Source organism: Streptomyces sirii (genome assembly GCF_045690365.1).
GTDB lineage: Bacteria > Actinomycetota > Actinomycetes > Streptomycetales > Streptomycetaceae > Streptomyces > Streptomyces sirii.
The window spans coordinates 7,940,899-7,960,978 of sequence record NZ_CP147982.1 but is presented as its reverse complement, the minus strand read 5'-3'; the positions used below and the strand labels follow the sequence as shown (position 1 = coordinate 7,960,978).

At 72.0% G+C, this 20,080-nt stretch carries 16 protein-coding genes and 1 pseudogene; 6 read left to right on the top strand and 11 right to left on the bottom strand.

The window, feature by feature from the left end:
- Positions 1-61 precede the first annotated feature (61 nt).
- Positions 62-1,564: an FUSC family protein gene (locus tag WAB15_RS35250; RefSeq protein ID WP_407289348.1), complete on the bottom strand. Its 1,503-nt coding sequence runs from the start codon at positions 1,562-1,564 to the stop codon at positions 62-64.
- 265 nt (positions 1,565-1,829) lie between these two features.
- Between WAB15_RS35250 and WAB15_RS35245 the strand changes: the two genes are divergently transcribed.
- Both WAB15_RS35245 and WAB15_RS35240 read left to right on the top strand, forming a co-directional pair.
- Positions 1,830-2,309: an Lrp/AsnC family transcriptional regulator gene (locus WAB15_RS35245; protein WP_407288763.1), complete on the top strand. Its 480-nt coding sequence runs from the start codon at positions 1,830-1,832 to the stop codon at positions 2,307-2,309.
- Between the two features lie 51 nt (positions 2,310-2,360).
- A complete protein-coding gene (locus WAB15_RS35240; protein WP_399145405.1) occupies positions 2,361-3,089 on the top strand; it encodes an HAD family hydrolase in 729 nt (242 codons plus the stop codon).
- A 202-nt stretch (positions 3,090-3,291) separates the two neighbouring features.
- Here WAB15_RS35240 and WAB15_RS35235 read toward each other — a convergent pair whose 3' ends face one another.
- Positions 3,292-4,371: a sugar ABC transporter substrate-binding protein gene (locus WAB15_RS35235; RefSeq protein ID WP_399145585.1), complete on the bottom strand. Its 1,080-nt coding sequence runs from the start codon at positions 4,369-4,371 to the stop codon at positions 3,292-3,294.
- 372 nt (positions 4,372-4,743) lie between these two features.
- Between WAB15_RS35235 and WAB15_RS35230 the strand changes: the two genes are divergently transcribed.
- The 3 genes from WAB15_RS35230 to WAB15_RS35220 all read left to right on the top strand — a co-directional run bounded on the left by WAB15_RS35230 (position 4,744) and on the right by WAB15_RS35220 (position 7,930).
- Positions 4,744-5,631, top strand: a complete 888-nt coding sequence (locus tag WAB15_RS35230; RefSeq protein WP_407288762.1) for a phenylalanine 4-monooxygenase — start codon at positions 4,744-4,746, stop codon at positions 5,629-5,631.
- Between the two features lie 131 nt (positions 5,632-5,762).
- Entirely contained in the window at positions 5,763-6,932 is a 1,170-nt protein-coding gene (locus WAB15_RS35225; protein ID WP_407288761.1) for a lactate 2-monooxygenase, read from the top strand.
- Positions 6,929-7,930, top strand: a complete 1,002-nt coding sequence (locus WAB15_RS35220) for a 2-hydroxyacid dehydrogenase (protein WP_407288760.1) — start codon at positions 6,929-6,931, stop codon at positions 7,928-7,930. The genes WAB15_RS35225 and WAB15_RS35220 overlap by 4 nt, the downstream gene beginning before the upstream one ends.
- Positions 7,931-8,051: 121 nt before the next feature.
- Here the strand turns inward: WAB15_RS35220 and WAB15_RS35215 are convergent, their stop codons facing one another.
- The 6 genes from WAB15_RS35215 to WAB15_RS35190 form a co-directional block, all read right to left on the bottom strand.
- The gene (locus tag WAB15_RS35215; protein ID WP_407288759.1) at positions 8,052-11,117 is read right to left on the bottom strand and encodes a non-ribosomal peptide synthetase; all 3,066 of its coding nucleotides are present in this window, start codon (positions 11,115-11,117) and stop codon (positions 8,052-8,054) included.
- Between the two features lie 585 nt (positions 11,118-11,702).
- Positions 11,703-12,980 (bottom strand): cytochrome P450, encoded by a 1,278-nt coding sequence (locus WAB15_RS35210; RefSeq protein WP_407288758.1) that lies wholly within the window; start codon positions 12,978-12,980, stop codon positions 11,703-11,705.
- Positions 12,977-13,597 carry a GTP-binding protein gene (locus WAB15_RS35205; RefSeq protein WP_399145398.1) on the bottom strand — a complete coding sequence of 207 codons (621 nt, stop codon included), beginning with the start codon at positions 13,595-13,597 and terminating at the stop codon, positions 12,977-12,979. The genes WAB15_RS35210 and WAB15_RS35205 overlap by 4 nt, the downstream gene beginning before the upstream one ends.
- Positions 13,578-13,931, bottom strand: coding sequence for a DUF742 domain-containing protein (locus WAB15_RS35200; RefSeq protein ID WP_399145396.1), 354 nt, complete (start codon positions 13,929-13,931; stop codon positions 13,578-13,580). The genes WAB15_RS35205 and WAB15_RS35200 overlap by 20 nt, the downstream gene beginning before the upstream one ends.
- Complete coding sequence (locus tag WAB15_RS35195; RefSeq protein WP_384427578.1) at positions 13,928-14,332, bottom strand: roadblock/LC7 domain-containing protein; 405 nt, start codon at positions 14,330-14,332, stop codon at positions 13,928-13,930. Before WAB15_RS35195 ends, WAB15_RS35200 begins: the two co-directional genes overlap by 4 nt.
- Positions 14,333-14,335: 3 nt before the next feature.
- Positions 14,336-15,892: a sensor histidine kinase gene (locus WAB15_RS35190; RefSeq protein WP_407288757.1), complete on the bottom strand. Its 1,557-nt coding sequence runs from the start codon at positions 15,890-15,892 to the stop codon at positions 14,336-14,338.
- A 475-nt stretch (positions 15,893-16,367) separates the two neighbouring features.
- Between WAB15_RS35190 and WAB15_RS35185 the strand changes: the two genes are divergently transcribed.
- A complete protein-coding gene (locus WAB15_RS35185) occupies positions 16,368-17,087 on the top strand; it encodes an alpha/beta fold hydrolase (protein ID WP_407288756.1) in 720 nt (239 codons plus the stop codon).
- Positions 17,088-17,153: 66 nt separating this feature from the next.
- Here the strand turns inward: WAB15_RS35185 and WAB15_RS35180 are convergent.
- From WAB15_RS35180 to WAB15_RS35170, 3 genes and pseudogenes are all read right to left on the bottom strand, one after another.
- Positions 17,154-17,351 (bottom strand): annotated as a pseudogene (locus WAB15_RS35180) (IS481 family transposase); the annotation flags it as partial.
- Positions 17,352-17,417: 66 nt separating this feature from the next.
- Positions 17,418-18,683, bottom strand: coding sequence for an APC family permease (locus WAB15_RS35175; protein ID WP_407288755.1), 1,266 nt, complete (start codon positions 18,681-18,683; stop codon positions 17,418-17,420).
- A gap of 224 nt (positions 18,684-18,907) precedes the next feature.
- Positions 18,908-20,077, bottom strand: coding sequence for an FAD-dependent monooxygenase (locus WAB15_RS35170; RefSeq protein WP_407288754.1), 1,170 nt, complete (start codon positions 20,075-20,077; stop codon positions 18,908-18,910).
- Between the last annotated feature and the right edge of the window lie 3 nt (positions 20,078-20,080).

Sequence of the window (20,080 nt, the reverse complement as noted above, 5' to 3'; positions counted from 1 at the left end):
CCGCGGCCGGGGCGTCTTGGGCGATGGCCGGAATGCGGCGGCCGGGGCCCTCGGCGCGGCCTCAGGACGCCGCGAACGGTGCCCGCGGTGAGCTGCGTACCGGGTGGGCGAGGGCGGTGAGGGCGGACTCCAGGCTGTGCAGATGCGCCAGGGCGCGTTCGGCGCCGGGGTGGTGGTGCGCGGTGGCGGCGGGGGTCTCGGGGGTGGCGGCGGGCTCGGCGCCGGGCGCGAAGAGGGTGCCGACGACGGCCTCGACGCGCTGGCAGGCGGCGGTCAGCCGGGCGTCGTGCGAGGCGGCCGGGTCGGCGGCCACCTCGGCCAGGCCCCGGACCTGCGCGGCGCAGTCGTCCAGGTAGGTCATGACCTGGCGGGCCCGGGCCTTGCGGTGCCGCAGCGGGCTCAGCGGATGCAGCAGCGGGGCGAGCGAGAGCCGCACCCGTGCCAGCAGCAGTTCCAGCTCGGCGACGTGCGGGGACGGGTCGGCGTGCAGATCGCCGGCCAGCCTGCGGGCGGAGGCGGCGGTGCAGTCGCGGACGCAGCGCACGGCGCGCTGGATCCAGGCGTCGGTCGCGGCGTGCGTGGTGACCGGCAGCACCAGCGCGACGGCCAGCGCCGCGCCCAGCGCGCCGACGAGGGTCTGCTCGAAGCGCAGCGCGAGGAGTCCGGGGTGCAGCACGCCCAGCAGGCCGTACAGCAGCCCGGCCATGACGGTGACGAAGAACATCATCCAGCTGTACGAGGGGCCGGCGGTGTAGAAGATGCCGAACACGCAGACGGCGACCAGGGCGGCGGTGGGGGCGGGGGCGCCGTGCAGCGGGACGGCGACCACCAGGCCGGCCGCGATGCCGACGACGGTGCCCACCACCCGGCGGAAGCCGCGGACCAGCGTCTCCCCGCGGGAGGAGGTGTTGACGAAGATCCACCAGGCGGTGCCCACGGCCCAGTACCAGCGGTCGCTGGAGACCGCCTGGCCGACCGCGAGCGCGAGCGCGCAGGCGAGGGTGTTCTGGACGGCGAGCCGGGTGGTGGGGCGGGCGAGGCCGCGGCCCACGAGCGGCGCGGGGGCGGCCGGCGGCGGGGTGCGCCGCTCCAGGCACCAGATGCCGAAGCGGACCGTGCTGCTCGCGACGAGTGCCAGCGCCACCGCCGCGGCGAGCTGCGGAAGCTGCGCGGGAACGGCGTGCAGGAACTGCGCCGCGAAGACCATCATGAACGCGAAGATGCCCAGCGCCTGGCCGCGCGGGCCCCAGCGGCGGGCGTAGACCCCGCAGAAGACCACGAGCAGGAAGACCGCGTCGCGCGCCGTCGGCAGCTCGTGCAGGGCCGTGGCGAGGGCGAGGACGGGCAGCCCGACGACGGGCAGCAGGGCGGTGGTGCCGGCCTGGCCGCGGACGGTCGGGTCGCCGACGGTGAAGAGGGCCAGGAGCGCCGCGAGGCCGCCGAGGATCGAGGCCGGCAGCGGGAGCCCGGTCAGTTCGGCGGCGGTGACGGCGAGGGCGATCCCCAGGACGGCCCGCAGGGACGTACGCAGGCGCAGCCGGCCCGGGTCCGGTGCCACAAAGATCCTCTTCACGTGCGGAAACCGCCCCCTTCTGCTCCGGTTCGATCCGGCCCGATGCGACCCGCCGCGGCACACCCCTGCCGGCGGGCAAGACAAAGGCGCTGCGGGGGTCCGTACCGGCTTCCTTGCCGGTCGGGCGCAGCCCTGCAACGCCATCTGTGGAAGAGATAAGCACCGACAGGGCAGCTGGCTCAACCGACGCTGTGTTCACTGGGCCATTGGTACATTCAGCAGGAGACTTCACCGACCGAGAGGGGGCCGTTGGGCCATGCCCGTGGACGCCCTGGATGCCAAGATCCTCCGGCTGCTGCTGGAGCAGCCGCGTACCAGCGTGCGGGAGTACGCCCGGCTGCTCGGGGTCGCCCGGGGCACCGTCCAGGCCCGGCTGGACCGGCTCGAACGGGACGGTGTGATCACCGCGTACGGCCCCCGGCTCTCCCCCGCCGCGCTCGGCCACCCGGTTCTGGCCTTTGTCCACATCGAGGTCACCCAGGGGCATCTGGAGGAGGTCGCCGCCGCCCTGGCCGAGGTGCCGCAGATCATCGAGGCGTTCTCGACGACCGGTGGCGGGGATCTGCTCACCCGGGTGGTGGCCCGGGACGCGGCACACCTGGAGGATGTGATCCAGCGGCTGATCAGCCTGCCGGGCGTGGTCCGCACCCGTACGGAGATGGCGCTGCGCGAGCGGGTGCCGCATCGGATGTTGCCGCTGGTCGAAGCGGTGGGGGGAGCCGCGAAGCCGCGCTGAGCCGCGACCTTCCGGGCTCGGGCCGCGGCGCGTCTTGGCATGCTGGAGGGCATGAGCGCCTCCCCCGCCTCCCGGGTCGCACCCGACTCCGCCGCCCGGCGCACTCCGGTGATCTTCGACCTCGATGGCACGCTGGTGGACAGCGAACCGAACTACTACGAGGCGGGGCGCCGGCTGCTGGCCGGCTACGGCCTGGCGGACTTCAGCTGGGAGCAGCACGCCCGCTTCATCGGCATCGGCACCCGCGAGACGCTGGAGACCCTCAGCCGGGAGTTCGGTATCGACGCACCGGTCGAAGAGCTGCTGGCCGGTACGAACCGCACGTATCTGGAGCTGGCGCGGGCACACACCGAGGTCTTCCCGGAAATGCGCGCGTTCGTGGAGCGACTGGCCGCGGCCGGGCACCCGATGGCGGTGGCGTCGGGTTCGTCGCGGGCCGCGATCGAGGCGGTGCTGGCCGGTACGGGGCTCGATGCGCTGCTGACCACGCTGGTGTCGGCCGAGGAGGTGGCGCACGGCAAGCCCGAGCCGGATGTGTTCCTGGAGGCCGCGCGCCGGCTCGGGGTCGATCCGGCGGAGTGTGTGGTGCTGGAGGACGCGGCGCCCGGTGCGCTGGCGGCTCACCGGGCGGGCATGCGGTGCATCGCCGTCCCGTATGTGCCCGCCACCGCCGACGACCCGGCCTTCGCGCGGGCCGGGCTGCTGTTCAAGGGCGGTCAGGGGGAGTTCACGGCGCGGGCCGCGTACGACTGGCTGGAGCAGCCGGTCCGGTCCGCCTGATCGCTCCGCTGGCGGTCACCGGCCCGTCCGCGCCCGGGACGGGAGCCGAACGCCGGACGGCCACGGGGCGGGGCCCTACGCCGGACGGCCACCTCCGCTGTCCTGTGCGGAGGTGGCCGCCGGGTGTCTGCCGTGCTTCGGCACCGGGTGGAGACCGTGCCGGACCGGAGGGCTTCCTCCGGAAGGCCGGCTAACGGAGTGGTCACTCCATGCCCAGCGACTTGCACGCGTCGGCGAGATCGGCGCAGAGCAGGTCGGTCCGGACGACGCCGTCGCGGACGACGGTGTCCTTGAGGTTCTTCCTGGTGACGACCCGCGCGTCGAACAGCCGGGCCGGGATACCGGACTTGGTGCTGTTTCCGGCGGTGGTGGTCGTCAGGGAGTTGATGCTCTTGCCGCGCAGCAGTCGGAAGGCGATTTCTGCGGCGGTTTCGGCCTCCGGCCGGACATCCTTGTAAATGGTGAAGTACTGGGTGCCGGCGACCAGCCGCTGGAGCGCGGGGAGTTCGGCGTCCTGGCCGCCGACCGGCACATCCTTGATGTTGGCCGACTTGAGGGCCGCGGCGATACCGCCCGCCATACCGTCATTGGCCGAGTAAACGGCGTCAAATCCTTGCGCGCCATGCGCGTTGATGACATCGGTCATCTTCTGCTTGGCCGTCGCGGCGGACCAGTCGGGGATGTCCTTCTCGAAGATGATCTTGTGGATCTTGCCGTCGAGGACCGAATGGGCGCCCTTCTTGTAGGCCGGCGCGTTCGGGTCGGTCGGCGAGCCGTTCATCATGACGACATCGGCGGAGGCCGCACCCGAGCCGAGGGCGGTCAGCATCGCCTTGCCCTGGAGCTGGCCGATCTTCTCGTTGTCGTAGGACACGTACGCTGCGACATCGCCCTCGGCGAGCCGGTCGTACGCGATGACCTGGACGCCCTTCTTGGCCGCGGAGCTCACCCAGCTCTTGACCGCCTGGGAGTCGACCGGGTCCAGAATGATGACCTTGACGCCCTTCTTCACCAGGGCGTCGAACTGTCTCTTCTGCGTGTCGACCTGCTGCTCGGCATTCCCGTAATCCACCTTGCATTCAAGGCAGAGCGAGGCTATGCGAGACGTAATGATGCGGCGGTCGAACTTCTCGTAGCGGTCTGCTTTGTTCTCCGGGAGGAGCAGACCAATGGCATCCTTGCCGGCCCCGGCGTCCTGCTGTTCCTTCCCGCAGGCCGCCAACGGCGCTGCCAACGAAAGCGCCACTGCGCCGGTGAGGGCACGCCGCATTATTGCATTCATTTTTTCGGTACCTCCCATGGGGCCGCCTGACCCGGCCCAGAACGGCTGAAGTGAACGTCACCCTCCGCCCCATCGTCAAGAATCGAGGCAATAACGATACAAAAGTGAGGCATGAGTTGGGCCTCTGAACGACGTTCACTCACGGAGCCTTCCGGAACGTTCCTTTATCGCTGTATCGGACGTTCTCGCCGTATCGCACGTTCCCTCCGTATCGCACCTTCTCACCGTCTTGCCCGACCTCTCCGCGGATGCACCCTTCGACCGCTCATGGGAAACTTGATCGAGGCGTGGCGCCGGCCGGCCGGGCCCGCGCCGGAAGGGCGGTCCCCCGATCGCCGAGCGCTATGTGCAGGTCGCCGAAATGTCATCGTCATGAGTACGGCGCGACGTCACACACCCGTTTCCGCCGACGGCCGGCTGGGCGGCCCGTCCCAGCACCCCGGTCGGCGCGACCCCGCCTATCTCCGGCGCCGCGCCGCCCTTGCCGCGCCGGCCGCCGGACACCGCGTCGGGGCACCGTACGCGTCCGTCGACTACACCGAGGCGGAGCACCGCACCTGGCAAGTGGTGCACGAGGCGCTCGGCCCCGCGCACCGCGCCCATGCGTGCCGCGCGGTCCTCGACGCCGGCGAGGACGCGGCCATCCCCGCCGAGCGGATTCCGCAGCACGCGGAGGTCAGCGCCCGTCTCACGCCCCGCACGGGCTTCGCCTTCACGCTGGCCGGCGGGGTGGTGCCCAACGAGAGGTTCCTGGGAGCGATGGAGCACGGCTACTTCCACGCCGTGCAGTTCGTCCGGCACCCGGCCGTCCCGCTCTACACCCCCGAACCCGACGTGCTGCACGACGTGTTCGGCCACGGCATCCATCTGTCGGACCCGCGCGTCGCCCGTCTCTACCGCCTCGTCGGCGAGGCGGCCAACCACGTCCGCACCGAGGAGGCGCTCGACATCCTCAGCCGGGTGTACTGGTTCACCCTCGAATACGGGCTGATCACGGAATCCGGTACGCCCAAGGCCTTCGGCGCGGCCCTGTTGTCCTCGTACGGCGAGATCGCCGCCCACGACAGCCGGGAGGTCCGCGAGCTGGACATGAGCGCCGCGGCCGGCACCCCGTACCGCATCTCCGGCTACCAGCCCGTCCTGTACGCCGCCCGCTCCCTGGAGCACCTCGAAGACCTCCTCGGCGCGTTCTGCGCGGACTTCGACGACGACGTCGCGCAGCGGCTGCGGCTCCCGGTCCTCTCCCGCGACCGGGCGTAGGGGCCGCGCGCCCGCCACCGGGCGGCGGATTTCTCCGCGCGTCGGCCCTCCGCGCGGTGGACGGATCTCCTCTCCCTCGCCAGGATCTCGGTGGAACACGCGTTCTCAGAGAAGAGAGGCGGAACGTACGGATGGCGAAGCACTGGGCGGACTTCCAGTACGAGATCTATCTCCAGGGCATGACGGGCTCCGTTCCCCGGCTGCCGACGGATCTGACCCGGCTGGAGGAGCTCACCGAGCAGCGCCTGGGCCAGGGCCCGGTCGGCTATGTGGCGGGCAGCGCGGGCAGCGGCAGCACCGCGGCCGCCAACCGTGCCGCGCTGGACCGCCGGCGGATCGTGCCGCGCATGCTGCGCGATGTGGAGCAACGCGACCTGTCCGTGGAGGTGCTGGGCCGGTCGCTGCCGGCGCCGCTCGCCCTCGCGCCGGTGGGCGTGCTGTCGATCATGCACCCGGAGGCCGAGCCCGCGGCCGCCCGGGCCGCCGCGGCGCAGGGCGTGCCCTACATCCTCTCCTCCGCCTCCAGCACCCCCATGGAGGAGGTCGCCGGGGCGATGGGCGACGGGGAGCGGTGGTTCCAGCTGTACTGGGCGAAGGACCGCGAGGTCACCGCGAGCTTCCTGGCCAGGGCCAAGGCGGCCGGCTTCACCGCGCTGTTCGTCACGCTCGACACTCCGCTCCTCGGCTGGCGTCCGCGCGACCTGGACCGGGCGTATCTGCCGTTCCTGCACTGCGTGGGCACCGCCAACTACTTCAGCGACCCCGCGTTCCGGGCGGGCCTGGCCAAGCCGGTGCAGGAGGATCCGCAGGCGGCCGTGCGGCACTTCGTGGGGATGTTCGCCGACCCCGCCAAGACCTGGCCGGACCTGGCGTTCCTGCGGGAGAACTGGGACGGTCCGATCGTGCTCAAGGGCGTGCTGCACCCGGATGACGCACGGCGGGCCGCCGAGGCCGGCGTGGACGGTGTGGTCGTCTCCAACCACGGCGGACGCCAGGTGGCGGGCTCGGTCGCCGCCGCGGACGCGCTGCCCCGGGTCGTCGAGGCGGCCGGCGACCGGCTCACCGTCCTCTTCGACAGCGGCATCCGCACCGGCGACGACATCTTCAAGGCGCTCGCGCTCGGCGCGCGTGCGGTGCTGGTGGGACGCCCGTACGCGTACGGACTCGGGCTGGACGGCCAGGCGGGCGTCGAGCACGTCATCCGCTGTCTGCTCGCCGAGTTCGACCTCACCCTGGCCCTGTCCGGCCACTCCCGCCCCACCACGCCGTCCGCCGACGACCTCACCGAGGAAGCCCGATGACCGCCGAGCCCGCGACCCCCACGACCATGAAGAACATCCTCGCCGTCATCTCGCCGCATGTGGGCGGACGCGCCGCCGGCGCCGCGCTCGCCGAGGTCTTCCCCGGCCGGGCCCACGTCACCGTCGTCGAGACGACGGACGAGGACCCCGCGGCGCTGCGCGCGGCCCACATCGTCATCACCGGGCTGGGACCGGTCACCGCCGAACACCTCGCCGCCGCACCGGACCTGGAGCTCGTCCAGTGCGCCAGCCACGGCTTCGACTACGTCGATCTCGCCGCCGCCCGCGACCGGGGCGTCCCGGTCTGCACCATCGGCTCCAGCGGCGCGGAGAAGCAGAACGTCGCCGAGCAGACCTTCGCCCTGATGCTCGCCCTCGCCAAGCAACTCGTGCCGGCCCACACGGCCCTGGTCGAGGCCGACTGGGCACTGCCGCGGCTGCAGCGGTCGCTGACCGAGCTGTCCGGCAAGACCCTGGGCATCGTCGGCCTCGGCCACATCGGCGAGGAAGTGGCGCGCCGGGCCGTCGCGTTCGACATGACCGTCGTCTACACCGGCCCGCGGCCGGCCGCCCCGGAGACCGAGGCCCGGCTCGGCGGCGCCCGCCACCTGAGCCTGGACGAACTGCTGCGCACGTCGGACTACGTCACGCTGCACGCCCCGCTCACCGAGGCGACCCGCCACCTCCTGGACGCCGAACGCCTCGCCCTGCTCAAGCCCACCGCGTTCGTCGTCAACACCGCGCGCGGCGCGCTGATCGACCAGGACGCCCTCGCCGACGCGCTCGCGGCCGGCGCGCTGGCCGGGGCCGGGATCGACGTCTTCGACCCCGAGCCGCCCACGGCGGCGCTGCGCCTGCTCAAGGCCCCGAACGTGGTGCTCTCCCCGCATGTCGCGGGGGTCACCCGCGAGACGCTGGTCCGCATTGCGCTGGCCGCCGTGGAGAACGTGGCGGGCCATCTGGCGGGCAAGCCGCTGCGGGACGTCGTCACGACATGAGCGGACGTCAGATGCAGTGCTCGTGCTGCCTCATCGCCCCACGCCACTCCCGTGCCCCACCCGTCAGTTGCCCGGGACCGGGCGCCACCACGGAGGAGGTCCGGTCCCGGGGGCGGGAACCTCAGCTGCGGCCCCCGAGGAGGCCGTCGCGCTTGAGGGCGGTGAGGTAGTGGTCCAGCAGCGCATCGTCCACCGGAGGGCAGGACGCGGTCCACGCGGGCCACACCTCGTCGGTGCGGGTGCGCCGCACTTCGGGGAAGACGGTGTCGAGGTACATCTCCTTGACGCTGAAGCCGGCCTGCTTGGCCCGGGTGAGGAAGAGCGGGGTGAACGGGGCCACCGGCGAGGTGGGACGGGCCTGTACGTGGGCGACGAGCGCGTCGGTCCACTCCTTGTAGCTCACGTCGTCGATGCGGTGCCCGGCGGAGCGCATCCGGTCGACCATGTCGCTGAGGAACGCCGGTCGGGGGTTGGTCAGATGGACGACGCCGCCGAGGTGCGGGAGCCGGGTGGCGATGCCTACGACGGCGTCGGTGACCGCGTCCACCGGCACCAGGTCGAGCGGGAGCGGGACCGCGGGTGCCAGCCCCATCTCCACGATGGCGTCGAAGACGGCGCAGATGGCGCTGGTGGTGTTCCAGGCGCCGGTGCGGCTGTGTCCGGTGATCTCGTAGGGGCGGTGGATGGTGACCGGCAGACCGGCACCGGCGGCGTGGCCGAGCATGCGCTCGGCGACCCACTTGGTCTCGGGGTAGCCCATGCTGAGCAGTTCGGGGTGGCTGAGCGGGGTGGCCTCGTCGACGTGCCGTACGCCGCCGACGCCGCTTCCGGCGAGCACGGCCGTGGTGGAGACGTAGTGGAGGGGGACGCGTCGCGGACCGGCCAGTTGGACGAGGGTGCGGACAGCCTCCACATTGGCCCCGCGCAACCGGCGGTAGGGGTAGAGGAAGTTGACGTGCGCCGCGTTGTGCACCACCAGGTCGACGGTGTCCGCGAGCCGGTCGAAGTCGGCGGCGGCCATGCCGAGTGCGGGGCGGGCCAGGTCGGCGGGTATCGGGCGGATGCGTCCAGGGTCGGTGAGCCGGACGCCGTAGCGCGCCATCGCCTCGTGTATGCGGCGCATCGCCTGCGGTTCGTCCGCGGCGCGCACCGGGCAGTGGACGGTGGCCTCGGTGTCCCTCACCAGCCGTTCGAGCAGGAACGCGCCGACGAAGCCGGTGGCCCCGGTGAGCAGGATGTGGCGGGCCCGGGTCGGCCTGGGCGCGGGGCCGGCGGTGGCGGGCGGAAGCGGGGCCGGAACGGCTTCGGCCTCGTAGTCCGGCTCCGCGCAGTCGCCTTGGGCGGCGAACGAGCCGCAGGTCGTCGAGCGGAACGCGGCGAGCTCGGGGGCGGCGAGCAGGCCCTGCAGCAGCGGCGTGAAGCGCTCCGCGGGGAGGCCGAGCCGGGCGAGGGTACGGGTGACCGTGTGGGCGGCCAGCAGCGAGTTGCCGCCGGCGGCGAAGAAGTCGGTGGTGTCGGTCACCGGTGTGCCGAGCACCTCGGCCCAGATGTCCGCGACGGCGTCACCGCTGGGGTGGGCGGCGTCCTTCCCGGCTCCGCCTGGGGTGCTGCACGACGCCGCCACGGTGTGCAGGGCGGTGTAGTCGATCTTCCCGTTGGCCGTGAGGGGGAGGCGTTCCAGCGGAGTGATGGGGGTGGGGAGCGCGTGCGGGGGCAGCTGCGCCGACAGGTGGGTGCGCAGTGCCGCCGGGTCCGGAGGGCAGTCCGGGCGCGCCGGGGTGACGAAGGCGGTGATCCCCTTGCCTATCCCGTCGTGGTCGCTGACCAGCACCGCGGCCTCGGCGACGTCGGGGTGCCCGCGCAGCAGGGCCTCCACCGCCTCCAGTTCGACGCGGAAGCCGCGGATCTTGACCTGCCGGTCGGCCCGGCCCAGGAATTCGAGCGTGCCGTCCGGGCGCCGGCGTCCCAGATCGCCGCTGCGGTAGAGGCGGAGCGTCTCACCCGAGGGGGCTTCCCGGGTGATGAAGGCGCGGGCGGTCTCGTCCGGCCGGTCGAGGTACTCCAGGGCCAGGCCCTGGCCGCCGATGCAGATCTCGCCCTGCTCGCCGGGGCCGGCCCACGTTCCGTCGGCGCGCAGCAGATGGCAGCTGCTGCCGGCCACCGGGCGCCCGATCGGGATGGCGGACGTACCGGGCGCGACGTGCTCGACGTCGTACGCCGTGGCCATGATGCCGCCCTCGGTGGGCCCGTAGCCGTTGATGAGGTGGCGGGGACGCCCGGCCGCGCAGACCGCCGCCGTCAGATCGGGGTTCATCGCCTCACCGCCGATCAGCACCATGTCCAGGGAGCCGAAGATCCCGGGGCGGTTGCGCACCGTGTGGTGGAACAGGCTGGTGGTCAGGAACGCATGGGTGATGTCCTCGGTACGGATCAGCGACTGCAGCCGGTCCGTGTCGAGCAGGACGTCCGTTTCGGCCACGACGAGGCAGCCCCCGTTGACCAGGGTGGCCCAGGTCTCGAAGAGGGCGCCGTCGAAGGAGAGGCCGAAGGTCTGCAGTACGCGCTTGCCCGGGCCGGCGCACCAGGGGTTCGCCCCGGCGGCGAGCCGGGCCACGGCGCGGTGCGGGAAGACCACCGGCTTGGGGCGTCCGGTGGTACCGGAGGTGAACAGGATGTACGCGCTGTCGTCGGGAGCGCGCTCGACGGCGGTCGGACTGTCGCCCAACGGGCCGGGGCGGGTCTCCATCAGGGTGTCGAAGTCGACCCACTCGACCGGGCCGCCGTCCGAAGGCACCGCGGCGGCGTGCCCGGGAAGCACGACGGCCAGCCGTGCGCGGGCGTCCGTGAGCATCTGTGCCGAACGGGCCGAGGGGTACTGGGCGTCCACGGGGACGCATACCGCGCCCGCCTTCAGGATGCCGGCCATGGTGACCGTCGCCTCCCATGAGCGGACGCCCAGGACGGCGACGGCGTCGCCTCTGCGTATGCCGAGGTCGTACAGCGCTCTCGATATGGACTGCGACCAGTCGTCCAACTCCCGGTACGCATAGCTCCGGTCACCGTCCCGTACGGCGGGGCTCTTGGGGTTCAGAGCCGTCCGACGGGCCAGGAGGACGGGCAGGGAGGCGCCCTGCGCGGGGGCTTGGGCGCGGTGCCGGGTGGTGGCGACGGGCGTGCTGGTGTTCATCAAAGCTCCACACGGGGGAATGGGGGTGATGCGGGCGGCAGCGGAGCGCCGGGGGCGGGGTGTGCGGTGCGCCGGAGGGCTGCGAGGGCTGTCGTCCTCCGCCGGCCGTGGGGCGGTGGTCCGGCCGGGGACGAACGGCGCGGCCCTTGTTGCCGGGCCGTGGGCGGGGGTCAGCTCGCTCTCGCGCGACACCTTGGGGACCGGCGCACAGGGCCGGCGGCGCGCAGCTCCGCATCCACCGCCCGTAACGCGTGAAACGAGCTCAAGGGCAACACCGGGGAATGCCCGCAGACTTGGTTCAGGTGCTCTTCGTCCTGCCAGGGCACGTGACGCCTTCCTCTACGGGAGCCTCGGCGAGCCGTCTTGCTCTTATGCCCCATCTGTGCTCCGCGGCATCACTTCCCACTTCGGCATCACTTTAAGACAAGATTGCCGTCAAGCCGTGGCGTAATAAAGCTCACTCTTGACCAGCCATTCTTTGGCCAAGACACGCCAAATGCCCCGGGGGCGGGCCTCGTTCGCCATCCGGGGTGAATGGCTGACGAGGTCCCGCTCACGGGGCTCGGGGAAGGCGACCGGTCGCGGCTACCGGCGGCTCGGTGTGAACTGCACCGGCAGCGCGACGAGGTGGCGGTACATCAGCGAGGTGGACCACTCCAGTTCGGTCTCGGGGACGGCCAGCCGGAGGTCGGGCAGGCGGGTGAGCAGCGTGTCGACGGCGGTGTCGGCGATCGCCCGGCCGATGTGCTGGCCAGGGCATTCGTGCGGACCGCTGCTGAAGGCGAGATGGGACCGGTTGCCGTGCACGGGTGCCGTCAGGTCGGGACGGATCGCCGGGTCCGCGTTCGCCGCCCGCAGGCCGAGCAGCAGCATGTCGCCCGCCTTGATGGCCTGTTCGCCCAGCCGGGTGTCGCTGGTCGCCCAGCGTCCCAGCAGCGTCATCATCGGCGGCTCGTCCCACATGACCTGCTCCAGCGCATCGGGCAGCGTCATATGTCCGCCGGTGAGATGCGCGCGGAAGCGCGGGTCGGTGAGCACCATGCGCAGCGCGTTCGCGATGAGGTTGACGGTGGTCTCGTTCGCCGCGGTGAGGATGAGCCGCAGATGTTCGCGGATCTCGTCGTCGCCGAGGCCGGCGGAGTGCTCGATCAGCTTGGACGGGAAGTCATGGCCGGGGTTGGCACGCTTGCGCTCGACCAGCTGCTGAAGGGTCCGGGTGATGAATTCGTTGCTGGCCACGGCGGTCTGCGTACCGTTGAGCACGTCCTGGACGGCGGCCGCCAGACTCGGTCCGTGCTCGTCCGGCATGCCGAACAGCTGCGTCATGACGAGCAGCGGGAGTTCGGCGGCGAACTGGCCCACCAGGTCGGCCTGTCCCGTTGCGGCGAACCGGTCGACCAGTTGGTCGGTGAAGCGGGTGACATGGCGCCGGATGCCGCGGGACTCGAAGCGCCCGAGGCTGTCGGTGACGGCGCCGCGCAGCCGGCGGTGCTCCTCACCGTCGACGAAGACGCACAGCGGCTGCCAGGTCGTGATCGGTGCCAGCGGATGGTGGGGCGGCACCCTTCCCTCGGCCATGTCCCGCCAGTGGCGGGAGTCGCGGGAGAAGACGCTCGGGGTGCGCAGGATCTCCAGGTTCTCGCAGTGTCCGAGGACCAGCCAGGCCGGGAGGTCGCCGTGGACGAGTACCGGTGCGACCGGGCCGTACTCGGCGCGCAGGACCTCCTGCACGCCGACGAGGTCGGCCTGGACGTCGGCGTCGTGCAGCCGGTACAGGCTCTCGGGGGCACGGCCGTGCGCCGGGCAGCCCGGCGGCGGCGCCAGGTGTGCGGCGGAGGCGTGCTCGGGGAAGTTGGCGGTCAATTGGGCTCCGAAGTCTGGGCGGAGGAGCGCAGGTAGCGCATCAGTGTGATCAGGACGTCCCGGCTCGACGACCGCTGGCGGGCGTCACACACCACGATCGGCACCTGTTGCGGGAGGTCCAGCGCACCGCGCAGCTCCTCGGTGTCGTACGAGTTCGCGTCGGGGAAGGCGTTGACGGCGATCACGAAGGGCACTTCGGCCTCTTCAAGGCGGCCGATCACATCGAAGCTGACTTCGAGGCGCCGGGTGTCGACCAGGACGACGGCGCCGAGCGCGCCTTCGAACAGGCCGTTCCACAGGAACCAGAACCGCTGCTGGCCGGGCGTGCCGAACAGGTAGAGCACCAGCTCCTCGTTGAGGCTGATCCTGCCGAAGTCCATGGCTACGGTGGTCGCGGTCTTGCGCTCCACGCCCGAGACGTCGTCGACGTCGGTGCTGGCCTCCGTCATCGTCTCTTCGGTCGTCAGCGGCCTGATCTCACTCACCGAACGGACGAGAGTGGTCTTGCCGACGCCGAAGCCGCCCACGACCACGATCTTGACCGCCGCGGAGGCCGATGACGGCAGCTGGTCCTCGCGCCGAGGCTCCGTGACGAGGTCAGAGCTTCTGGAGACCATGGATAACCGCCTCAATCAGTGCTAGGTCGGGGAGTTTGGAGACCGGCGCACGGGCCTCCACCCGCCCGTCGGTCAGGAGGTCGGCGAGGAGCACGCCGACCACGCTGGCGGGCAGCGCTAAATGCGCGGAGATCTCGGCCACGGACAGCGGCGACCGGCAGACCCGGAGGATCGCCACGTGCTCGGGCTGCATACCCGGCTGCGACTCCTCCAGGGCGACGATCAGCGTGACGAGGTCGAGCTCGGCCTGCTCCTCACTTCCGGTCCGGCCCCCCGTGATCACGTACAACCGCTCAGGACCGCTGTGGTCCCAGTCCTGATCGGATTCGCTCACGCCGTCCGCCCGTCGGTGCGCGGCGGGCTGGTGAGGTGGGCACCTATCCGGGCCACCAGGTCGCGCATGCACTGTCCGACGAGCCCGGCGTCCACGCCCTCGTCGGCGAGCACCGCCAGGTGCGCCCCGGCACCGGCGGCCATCAGGTACATGAAGCCGCCGCTGACCTCGATGACGACCATTCTCATCCGGCCGTCGCTGTGCGGGAATTCGGAGGCCACCGCCACGGAGAGGCTCTGCAGTCCGGAACCGATGGCGGCGAGGCGGTCGGCGGTGTCCGGGGACGTGTCGTACCGCGCCATGCACAGGCCGTCCGACGACAGCACCACGATATGGCGGGTCTGGGGGACGCTCTCCGCGAGGTCCTTGAGCATCCAGTCCATGTCCGCGCGCTGATACATCGGTTACTCACCCTTGTCTGACGTGTCGTTGCTGGTCCGGGCGGGTGCCGACGTCGGTCGTTCGCCGGCGAGGCCACTGCGCAGCTCGGCCATCCAGACGCCGGGCGCCGGTTCCTCGTGCGCCGTCGCCGCCGGGCCCGGCCGGGCGGAGGCCGCCTTGCGGGCGGAGTTCGGAGAGCGCCGACGCCGCTGCGGCAGGCCGCTGGCCGTCACCTCGGTCCCGGTGTGTTGCTCCTCGGCACGGTCCAGGGGGGTGGACGCAGCGACTGCGCCGGGGACCTCCGTGATGGACCGAGGCGCGGGAAGTGTGCTCGGTGTCTGCTCGGGCGCCGGCGCGGCGGGCTGGGCCGCGCTGTGGGACGGTGCCGTCCGCGGACCGGAAGAGGCGCCGATGCCGTGCGCCCTGCCCGGTGCGGGCGCGGTGGTGATGGACGCCTTCGGGACGGTCAGTACGGCGCGCACACCACCGTAGGCCGAGGGCGGCAGCGACACCTGGAAGTCGTAGGCCCGCGCCAGGCGGCCGACGACCGCGAGGCCCAGCCGCGGCGATTCGCCGAGGTCCTTGAGGTCGATGCCGGCCCGTGCCTCGTTCAGCATCCGCTCGGCCCGGGCGCGGGCCTCCTCGCTGAGGCCGATGCCGCCGTCCTCGATCTCGATGGCGATGCCCATGTGCACTTCCACCGCCGTCAGATGGACACGGGTCTTGGGCGGCGAGTACCGGGTGGCGTTGTCCAGCAGCTCGGCCAGCGCGTGGATGAGCGGCTCGACGGCCGGGCCGACGACGGCGACTTCGGCGACGGAGTGCAGCTCGACGCGCTGGTAGTCCAGGATCCGGGACATCGCACCGCGCAGCACGCTGTAGAGCGGTACCGGCTTGCTCCACTGGCGCCCGGGCCGGGCGCCACTGAGGACGGCGATGCTGTCGGCCAGGCGGCCGATCAGGGCCGTGCCGTGGTCGAGTCGGAGCAGGTCGGCGAAGAACGCCGGCTCCTGGCCGTGCCGGTCCTCCATCGCGCGCAGGTCCGTCGCCTGCTGGTGGACGATGGCCTGGACGCGTCGGGCGACGTTCACCACACCGCGCTGCGCGGAGTCGCGCATGGACTCCTCGGCCTGCACCGCCTCTACGACCGAGCGCAGCAGCGCCTCGTGCGCCGCCCGGAACTGCGGGCTGAGGCCGTTGTCCTCGACGGTGAGGGACAGCAACACGTCCTCGGCGAACTCGCCTTCCTGGAGCCTGCTGACGGCCACCGGGAGCTGCTGCTCGGCCAGCCGGATCGTCGCCGCCTCCTGCTGCCGCAGATGCTGGGCGAGCAGCGACTCGCGCTCGAGTGCCGTGGCGCGCAGCTCGGACAGGGCCCGGCTGCGGCGTGCCACCGCCGCCGAGAGGACCGCGATGACCGCCGTGGCGACCACGCCGCACCAGATCACCGCCCAGGTGGCCGCGGGCGGCACCAGCACCGCGGTGACCGCCGTCGCCACGGCCGCCACGACAGCGGGTGCCGACCACGCCGCAACGGAGCCGGAATGAGAGCCTCCGGGTGACGACGCAGTGCGAACCATCAACATCCTTAATCGCGGTGAACTGCAAGGCGCGTGGGTTTCGGCGCGGCGGTGACGACGGTGTCGGCCCCACCTGACCCACTCAAGGCGTTAACAAAACCATTAGTTGAATACAAGGAGAATCGCCGCTCTCCCCTGTACTCAACTGGTAACAGTGTAACCAGAATTGATCACCAGTCACGGTCGCACCGCTACCCGCGGTACGCGCTGAGACGGTTATCACACACCCCGTGCCTGAACGGCGGCTCTCCGGCAGTGGTGTTGGCCACTTCCGCGAGCTGGGACTTGTCCGGTCGATCATGCTGACGAACGGCCACCCCGGACGCGCGGTCCGGCCGCCGATGGTGCAGGGGCCGCGCAGTATCGTCGGGAGTCCTGAGTGCGGCCACTCGGCCCGCGACCCATGGGCGGGGCGGCCCGCTTCGCGCCACGGTCTCTCGCACCATCCGCAGCTCGGACAACGGAGGTACCGCACATGAACGCCGACACCGGCCGACCGACCTTCCTGCTGGTCCACGGAGGCTGGCACGGAGCCTGGTGCTGGGACCCCGTACGCGCCGCGCTCGACGCCGACGGTTGGCGGTCCCACGCCGTCGACCTGCCCAGCGCCAATCCCCCGGCCAGCCGGCCCGACGGCGCCCGGCCGGTGGGCATGCTGGACGACGCGGATGCCATCCGGGACAGCCTCCGGCGCATCGACGGCCCGGTGGTGGTGATCGCCCACTCCTACGGCGGCGTCCCCACCACGGAGGCCATCGCGGATGCCCCGAACGTGGTAGAGGCGGTGTACCTCGCCGCTTTCCAACTGGACGCGGGCGAGAGCGTCTTCACGTTCCTCGGAAAGCCCGTGCCGGACGACGGCACGGACCACGCCCCGCCGTACGAGGACGCCCGGCGGATACTCTTCGACGACGTGCCCGAGGCCGATGCCGCCCGTGCCGTGGCGCGGCTGCGCCCGCAGAGCGTACGGTCCTTCACGGAGAAGGTGACCACGGCAGGATGGCGCACCGTGCCCTCCAGCTACATCGTCTGCGACCGCGACCAGGCGCTCGAACCGTCCCGGCAACGCGAGCTCGCCACGCGCGCCGATTCCGTCCACCGGCTGCCGAGCAGCCACTCGCCGTTCCTCTCCATGCCCCGGCAACTTGCCACTCTCCTGGGCCGGATCGCCACCTCCACCCTCCCCGCCCCGTGACGATGATTCGCCCCGTCCCGGCTAGGGCTTGTCCGGTCGTTCATGTGGCTGCCTTGGGCCCGGGTCGGCGTAGCCGGCGCCGTTGCGGCGGTCTTTGTTCGGGCTGGAGGCGGCTCGGCCGAGGGTTTTGTGGCCGCCGCCGTCGGGGATGCGGCCGAGCTTCTTGACGTCGATGTGGACCAGTTCGCCGGGCCGGGTGCGTTCGTAGCGGCGGACTGGTTCGCCAGTGGCCCGGTCGATGACGGCCAGAGGCGGCAGGCTGTGGCCTCACCTCGTTCAAGCACCACCAAGGTGCATGTCACCCGTCACCGACATCCCGGGACAGCACACCTAGGACGTGGCCTTACGGCGCAGGCCGTAGGCGAGTGCGCCGACGGCCAGGACCGCGGCACCGGACAGCACCGAGGACGGCGGCAGGGCGAAGGCCAGCAGCAGGCAGCCTGCAAGACCGAGTACCGGCACCGCGCGCCGGCGAAGTCCCCCGTCCGGGGCGAGGGTCCAGGCGCTGGCGTTGGCGATGGCGTAGTAGGCCAGCACCCCGAAGGAGGAGAACCCGATCGCCCCGCGCACGTCCACGGTCGCCGCGAGGGCCGCCACGACCACACCGACGGCCAGTTCGGCGCGGTGCGGCACCTTGTACCGCGGGTGGACGGCGGCCAGGGCGGAGGGCAGGTGGTGGTCCCGGGCCATCGCCAGCGTGGTGCGCGAGACGCCCAGGATCAGTGCCAGCAGCGAGCCGAGCGCGGCGATCGCGGCACCGGCGCGGACGACCGGCGCCAGGCCCGGCAGGCCCGCGGCGCGGACCGTGTCGGCGAGCGGGGCGGTGGACACCGCCAGCCCCCGGCTCCCCAGTACGATCAGCGCCGCCACCGCGACGGCGGCGTAGACGATCAGCGTGATGCCCAGGGCGAGGGGCACGGCGCGGGGAATGGTGCGGGCCGGGTCGCGCACCTCCTCACCGAGGGTGGCGATCCGCGCGTACCCGGCGAACGCGAAGAACAGCAGACCAGCCGCCTGCAACAGGCCGCCGAACGTGACGTCGCCGCCGATGTCCAGCCGGCCTGCGTCCGCCGCGCCGGAGGTGAGGGCGGCGCACACCACCGCGGCGAGCACGGCCAGCACGACGGCGACGATCGCGCGGGTGAGCCAGGCGGACTTCTGCACCCCGGCGTAGTTGACGGCGGTCAGCGCCACCACGGCGGCCACCGCCACCGCGTGTGCCTGGGACGGCCATACGTAGGAGCCGACGGTCAGCGCCATCGCCGCGCAGGAGGCGGTCTTGCCGACCACGAACGCCCACCCGGCCAGGTATCCCCAGAAGTCCCCCAGCCGTTCGCGGCCGTAGACGTAGGTGCCACCGGACGCCGGGTACCGCGCCGCCAGCCGCGCCGAGGAGGTGGCGTTGCAGTACGCGACCACCGCCGCCACGGCGAGCGCGAGCAGCAGCCCCGACCCGGCCGCGTGCGCCGCCGGTGCCAGGGCGGCGAAGATCCCGGCGCCGATCATCGCCCCCAGGCCGATCACCACCGCGTCGAAGAGGCCCAGCCGCCGCTGCAGCTCCTCCGGGCTTCCGGAGCCGGTCGATGGCGTGTTCATGGCGCACTCCTCGGAGACGTCGGCGGGCATCCGGCGTGGACGGAAACCGGCATCGGGAGACGATATGTGCCCGGGTCGCCGTCCCGCACTCCTGCCCGGGATCCGGTCGTGCGGGGGGCGCGGTCAACAGCCGCCGGGCCGGGGCGAGGCGGTCGCCGAGAACGGCACCGCCCGGACCCGGTGGCGGGTCCGGGCGGTGTCGTCGCTCGGTGCGGTCCGATCGGCTAGACGCCGGGGAAGGTCATGGCCTCCTCGTTGCGGCGGACGAGTTCCTCCCGGGAGGCATGCCGGAAGTAGTCGTCACGGGCCTGCCGTTCGGCGGGGGTGGCCGCCTGTTCGACGTCGCTCAGCGAGCGGGAGGCGTCGACCATCATCCGGGTGCGCTCGCGCCGCCGGTCCTCGTACCTGCGCAGGGCGCCCGGCAGGTCCGCGGCGGCGTCCGGCTCGGCAAGGGTGTGCGCCAGGACGACGGCGTCCTCGATGGCCATGCACGAGCCCTGCCCCAGCGTGGTCAGCATGGGGTGGGCCGCGTCGCCGAGCAGGGTGACCCGGCCCGCTCCCCACCGCTCCAGGAAGACGCGGTCGCGGGAGGGCACGGCGAGGATGTCCTCGCTCGGGGTGACGTCGATCACCGCCCGGACCTCTTCGGCCCAGTCCGCGTATGCCAGGACGACATCGTCCTTGGTGCCCTTCCAGTCGTGGGACTCGGAGGCGGGCATCTCCTTCGTGCCCCACCAGTAGTAGCGGCCGTGGCCGATGTCGATGAGGCCGAAGCGCTGTGCGCTGCCCCAGTAGTGGTGCACGGCGCCCGGGACCATGACGGGGTGCTGGAAGGGGACGATGCCCAGCCAGCAGACATAACCGCTGTCCTGGGAGTCCTCCCCCGGTCCGACGAGTTGCCGGCGGACGGCCGAGTGGAAGCCGTCGGCGCCGATGAGGATGTCGCCGCGCACCTCGCGCCCGTCCTCCAGCCGGACCGTGACGCCGGTGTCGTCGGAGTCGAAGCCGGTGACGGCGGCACCGAGGTGGATCGGGTCGCCCATCTGGTCGAGCAGGGCTTCCTGGAGGTCCGAGCGGCTCAGGCAGACGCTGGGCTCGCCCACGTTGTCGCAGGCCTCCTTGAACGGCAGATCCCTGATGAGCTCCCCGCGGTGGTCCAGGATGGTGAACGATTCGGCGATCCGGCCGCGCTTGGCGAGTCCGAGATCGATGTCGAGGGTGGCGAGTGCGGCGATGGCGTTGCTCATCACCGACAGTCCGGATCCGGCGGCGCGCAGCTCGCCGGCCCGTTCGAACACCTCGACGTCGAGGCCGGCTCGCCGCAGCGCGAGGGCACAGGCGAGTCCGCCTATGCCGGCTCCGGCGACGAGGGCCTTCACACGGTTCTGGGACATCTC

Excerpts from the sequence above, each read along its gene's own strand:
- WAB15_RS35245 (WP_407288763.1), top strand. The coding sequence starts at position 1,830 with ATGCCCGTGGACGCCCTGGATGCCAAGATCCTCCGGCTGCTGCTGGAG.
- WAB15_RS35240 (WP_399145405.1), top strand. The coding sequence starts at position 2,361 with ATGAGCGCCTCCCCCGCCTCCCGGGTCGCACCCGACTCCGCCGCCCGG.
- WAB15_RS35235 (WP_399145585.1), bottom strand. The coding sequence starts at position 4,371 with ATGAATGCAATAATGCGGCGTGCCCTCACCGGCGCAGTGGCGCTTTCG.
- WAB15_RS35230 (WP_407288762.1), top strand. The coding sequence starts at position 4,744 with ATGAGTACGGCGCGACGTCACACACCCGTTTCCGCCGACGGCCGGCTG.
- WAB15_RS35225 (WP_407288761.1), top strand. The coding sequence starts at position 5,763 with ATGGCGAAGCACTGGGCGGACTTCCAGTACGAGATCTATCTCCAGGGC.
- WAB15_RS35220 (WP_407288760.1), top strand. The coding sequence starts at position 6,929 with ATGACCGCCGAGCCCGCGACCCCCACGACCATGAAGAACATCCTCGCC.
- WAB15_RS35215 (WP_407288759.1), bottom strand. The coding sequence starts at position 11,117 with ATGAACACCAGCACGCCCGTCGCCACCACCCGGCACCGCGCCCAAGCC.
- WAB15_RS35205 (WP_399145398.1), bottom strand. The coding sequence starts at position 13,597 with ATGGTCTCCAGAAGCTCTGACCTCGTCACGGAGCCTCGGCGCGAGGAC.
- WAB15_RS35195 (WP_384427578.1), bottom strand. The coding sequence starts at position 14,332 with ATGTATCAGCGCGCGGACATGGACTGGATGCTCAAGGACCTCGCGGAG.
- WAB15_RS35190 (WP_407288757.1), bottom strand. The coding sequence starts at position 15,892 with ATGGTTCGCACTGCGTCGTCACCCGGAGGCTCTCATTCCGGCTCCGTT.
- WAB15_RS35185 (WP_407288756.1), top strand. The coding sequence starts at position 16,368 with ATGAACGCCGACACCGGCCGACCGACCTTCCTGCTGGTCCACGGAGGC.
- WAB15_RS35175 (WP_407288755.1), bottom strand. The coding sequence starts at position 18,683 with ATGAACACGCCATCGACCGGCTCCGGAAGCCCGGAGGAGCTGCAGCGG.
- WAB15_RS35170 (WP_407288754.1), bottom strand. The coding sequence starts at position 20,077 with ATGTCCCAGAACCGTGTGAAGGCCCTCGTCGCCGGAGCCGGCATAGGC.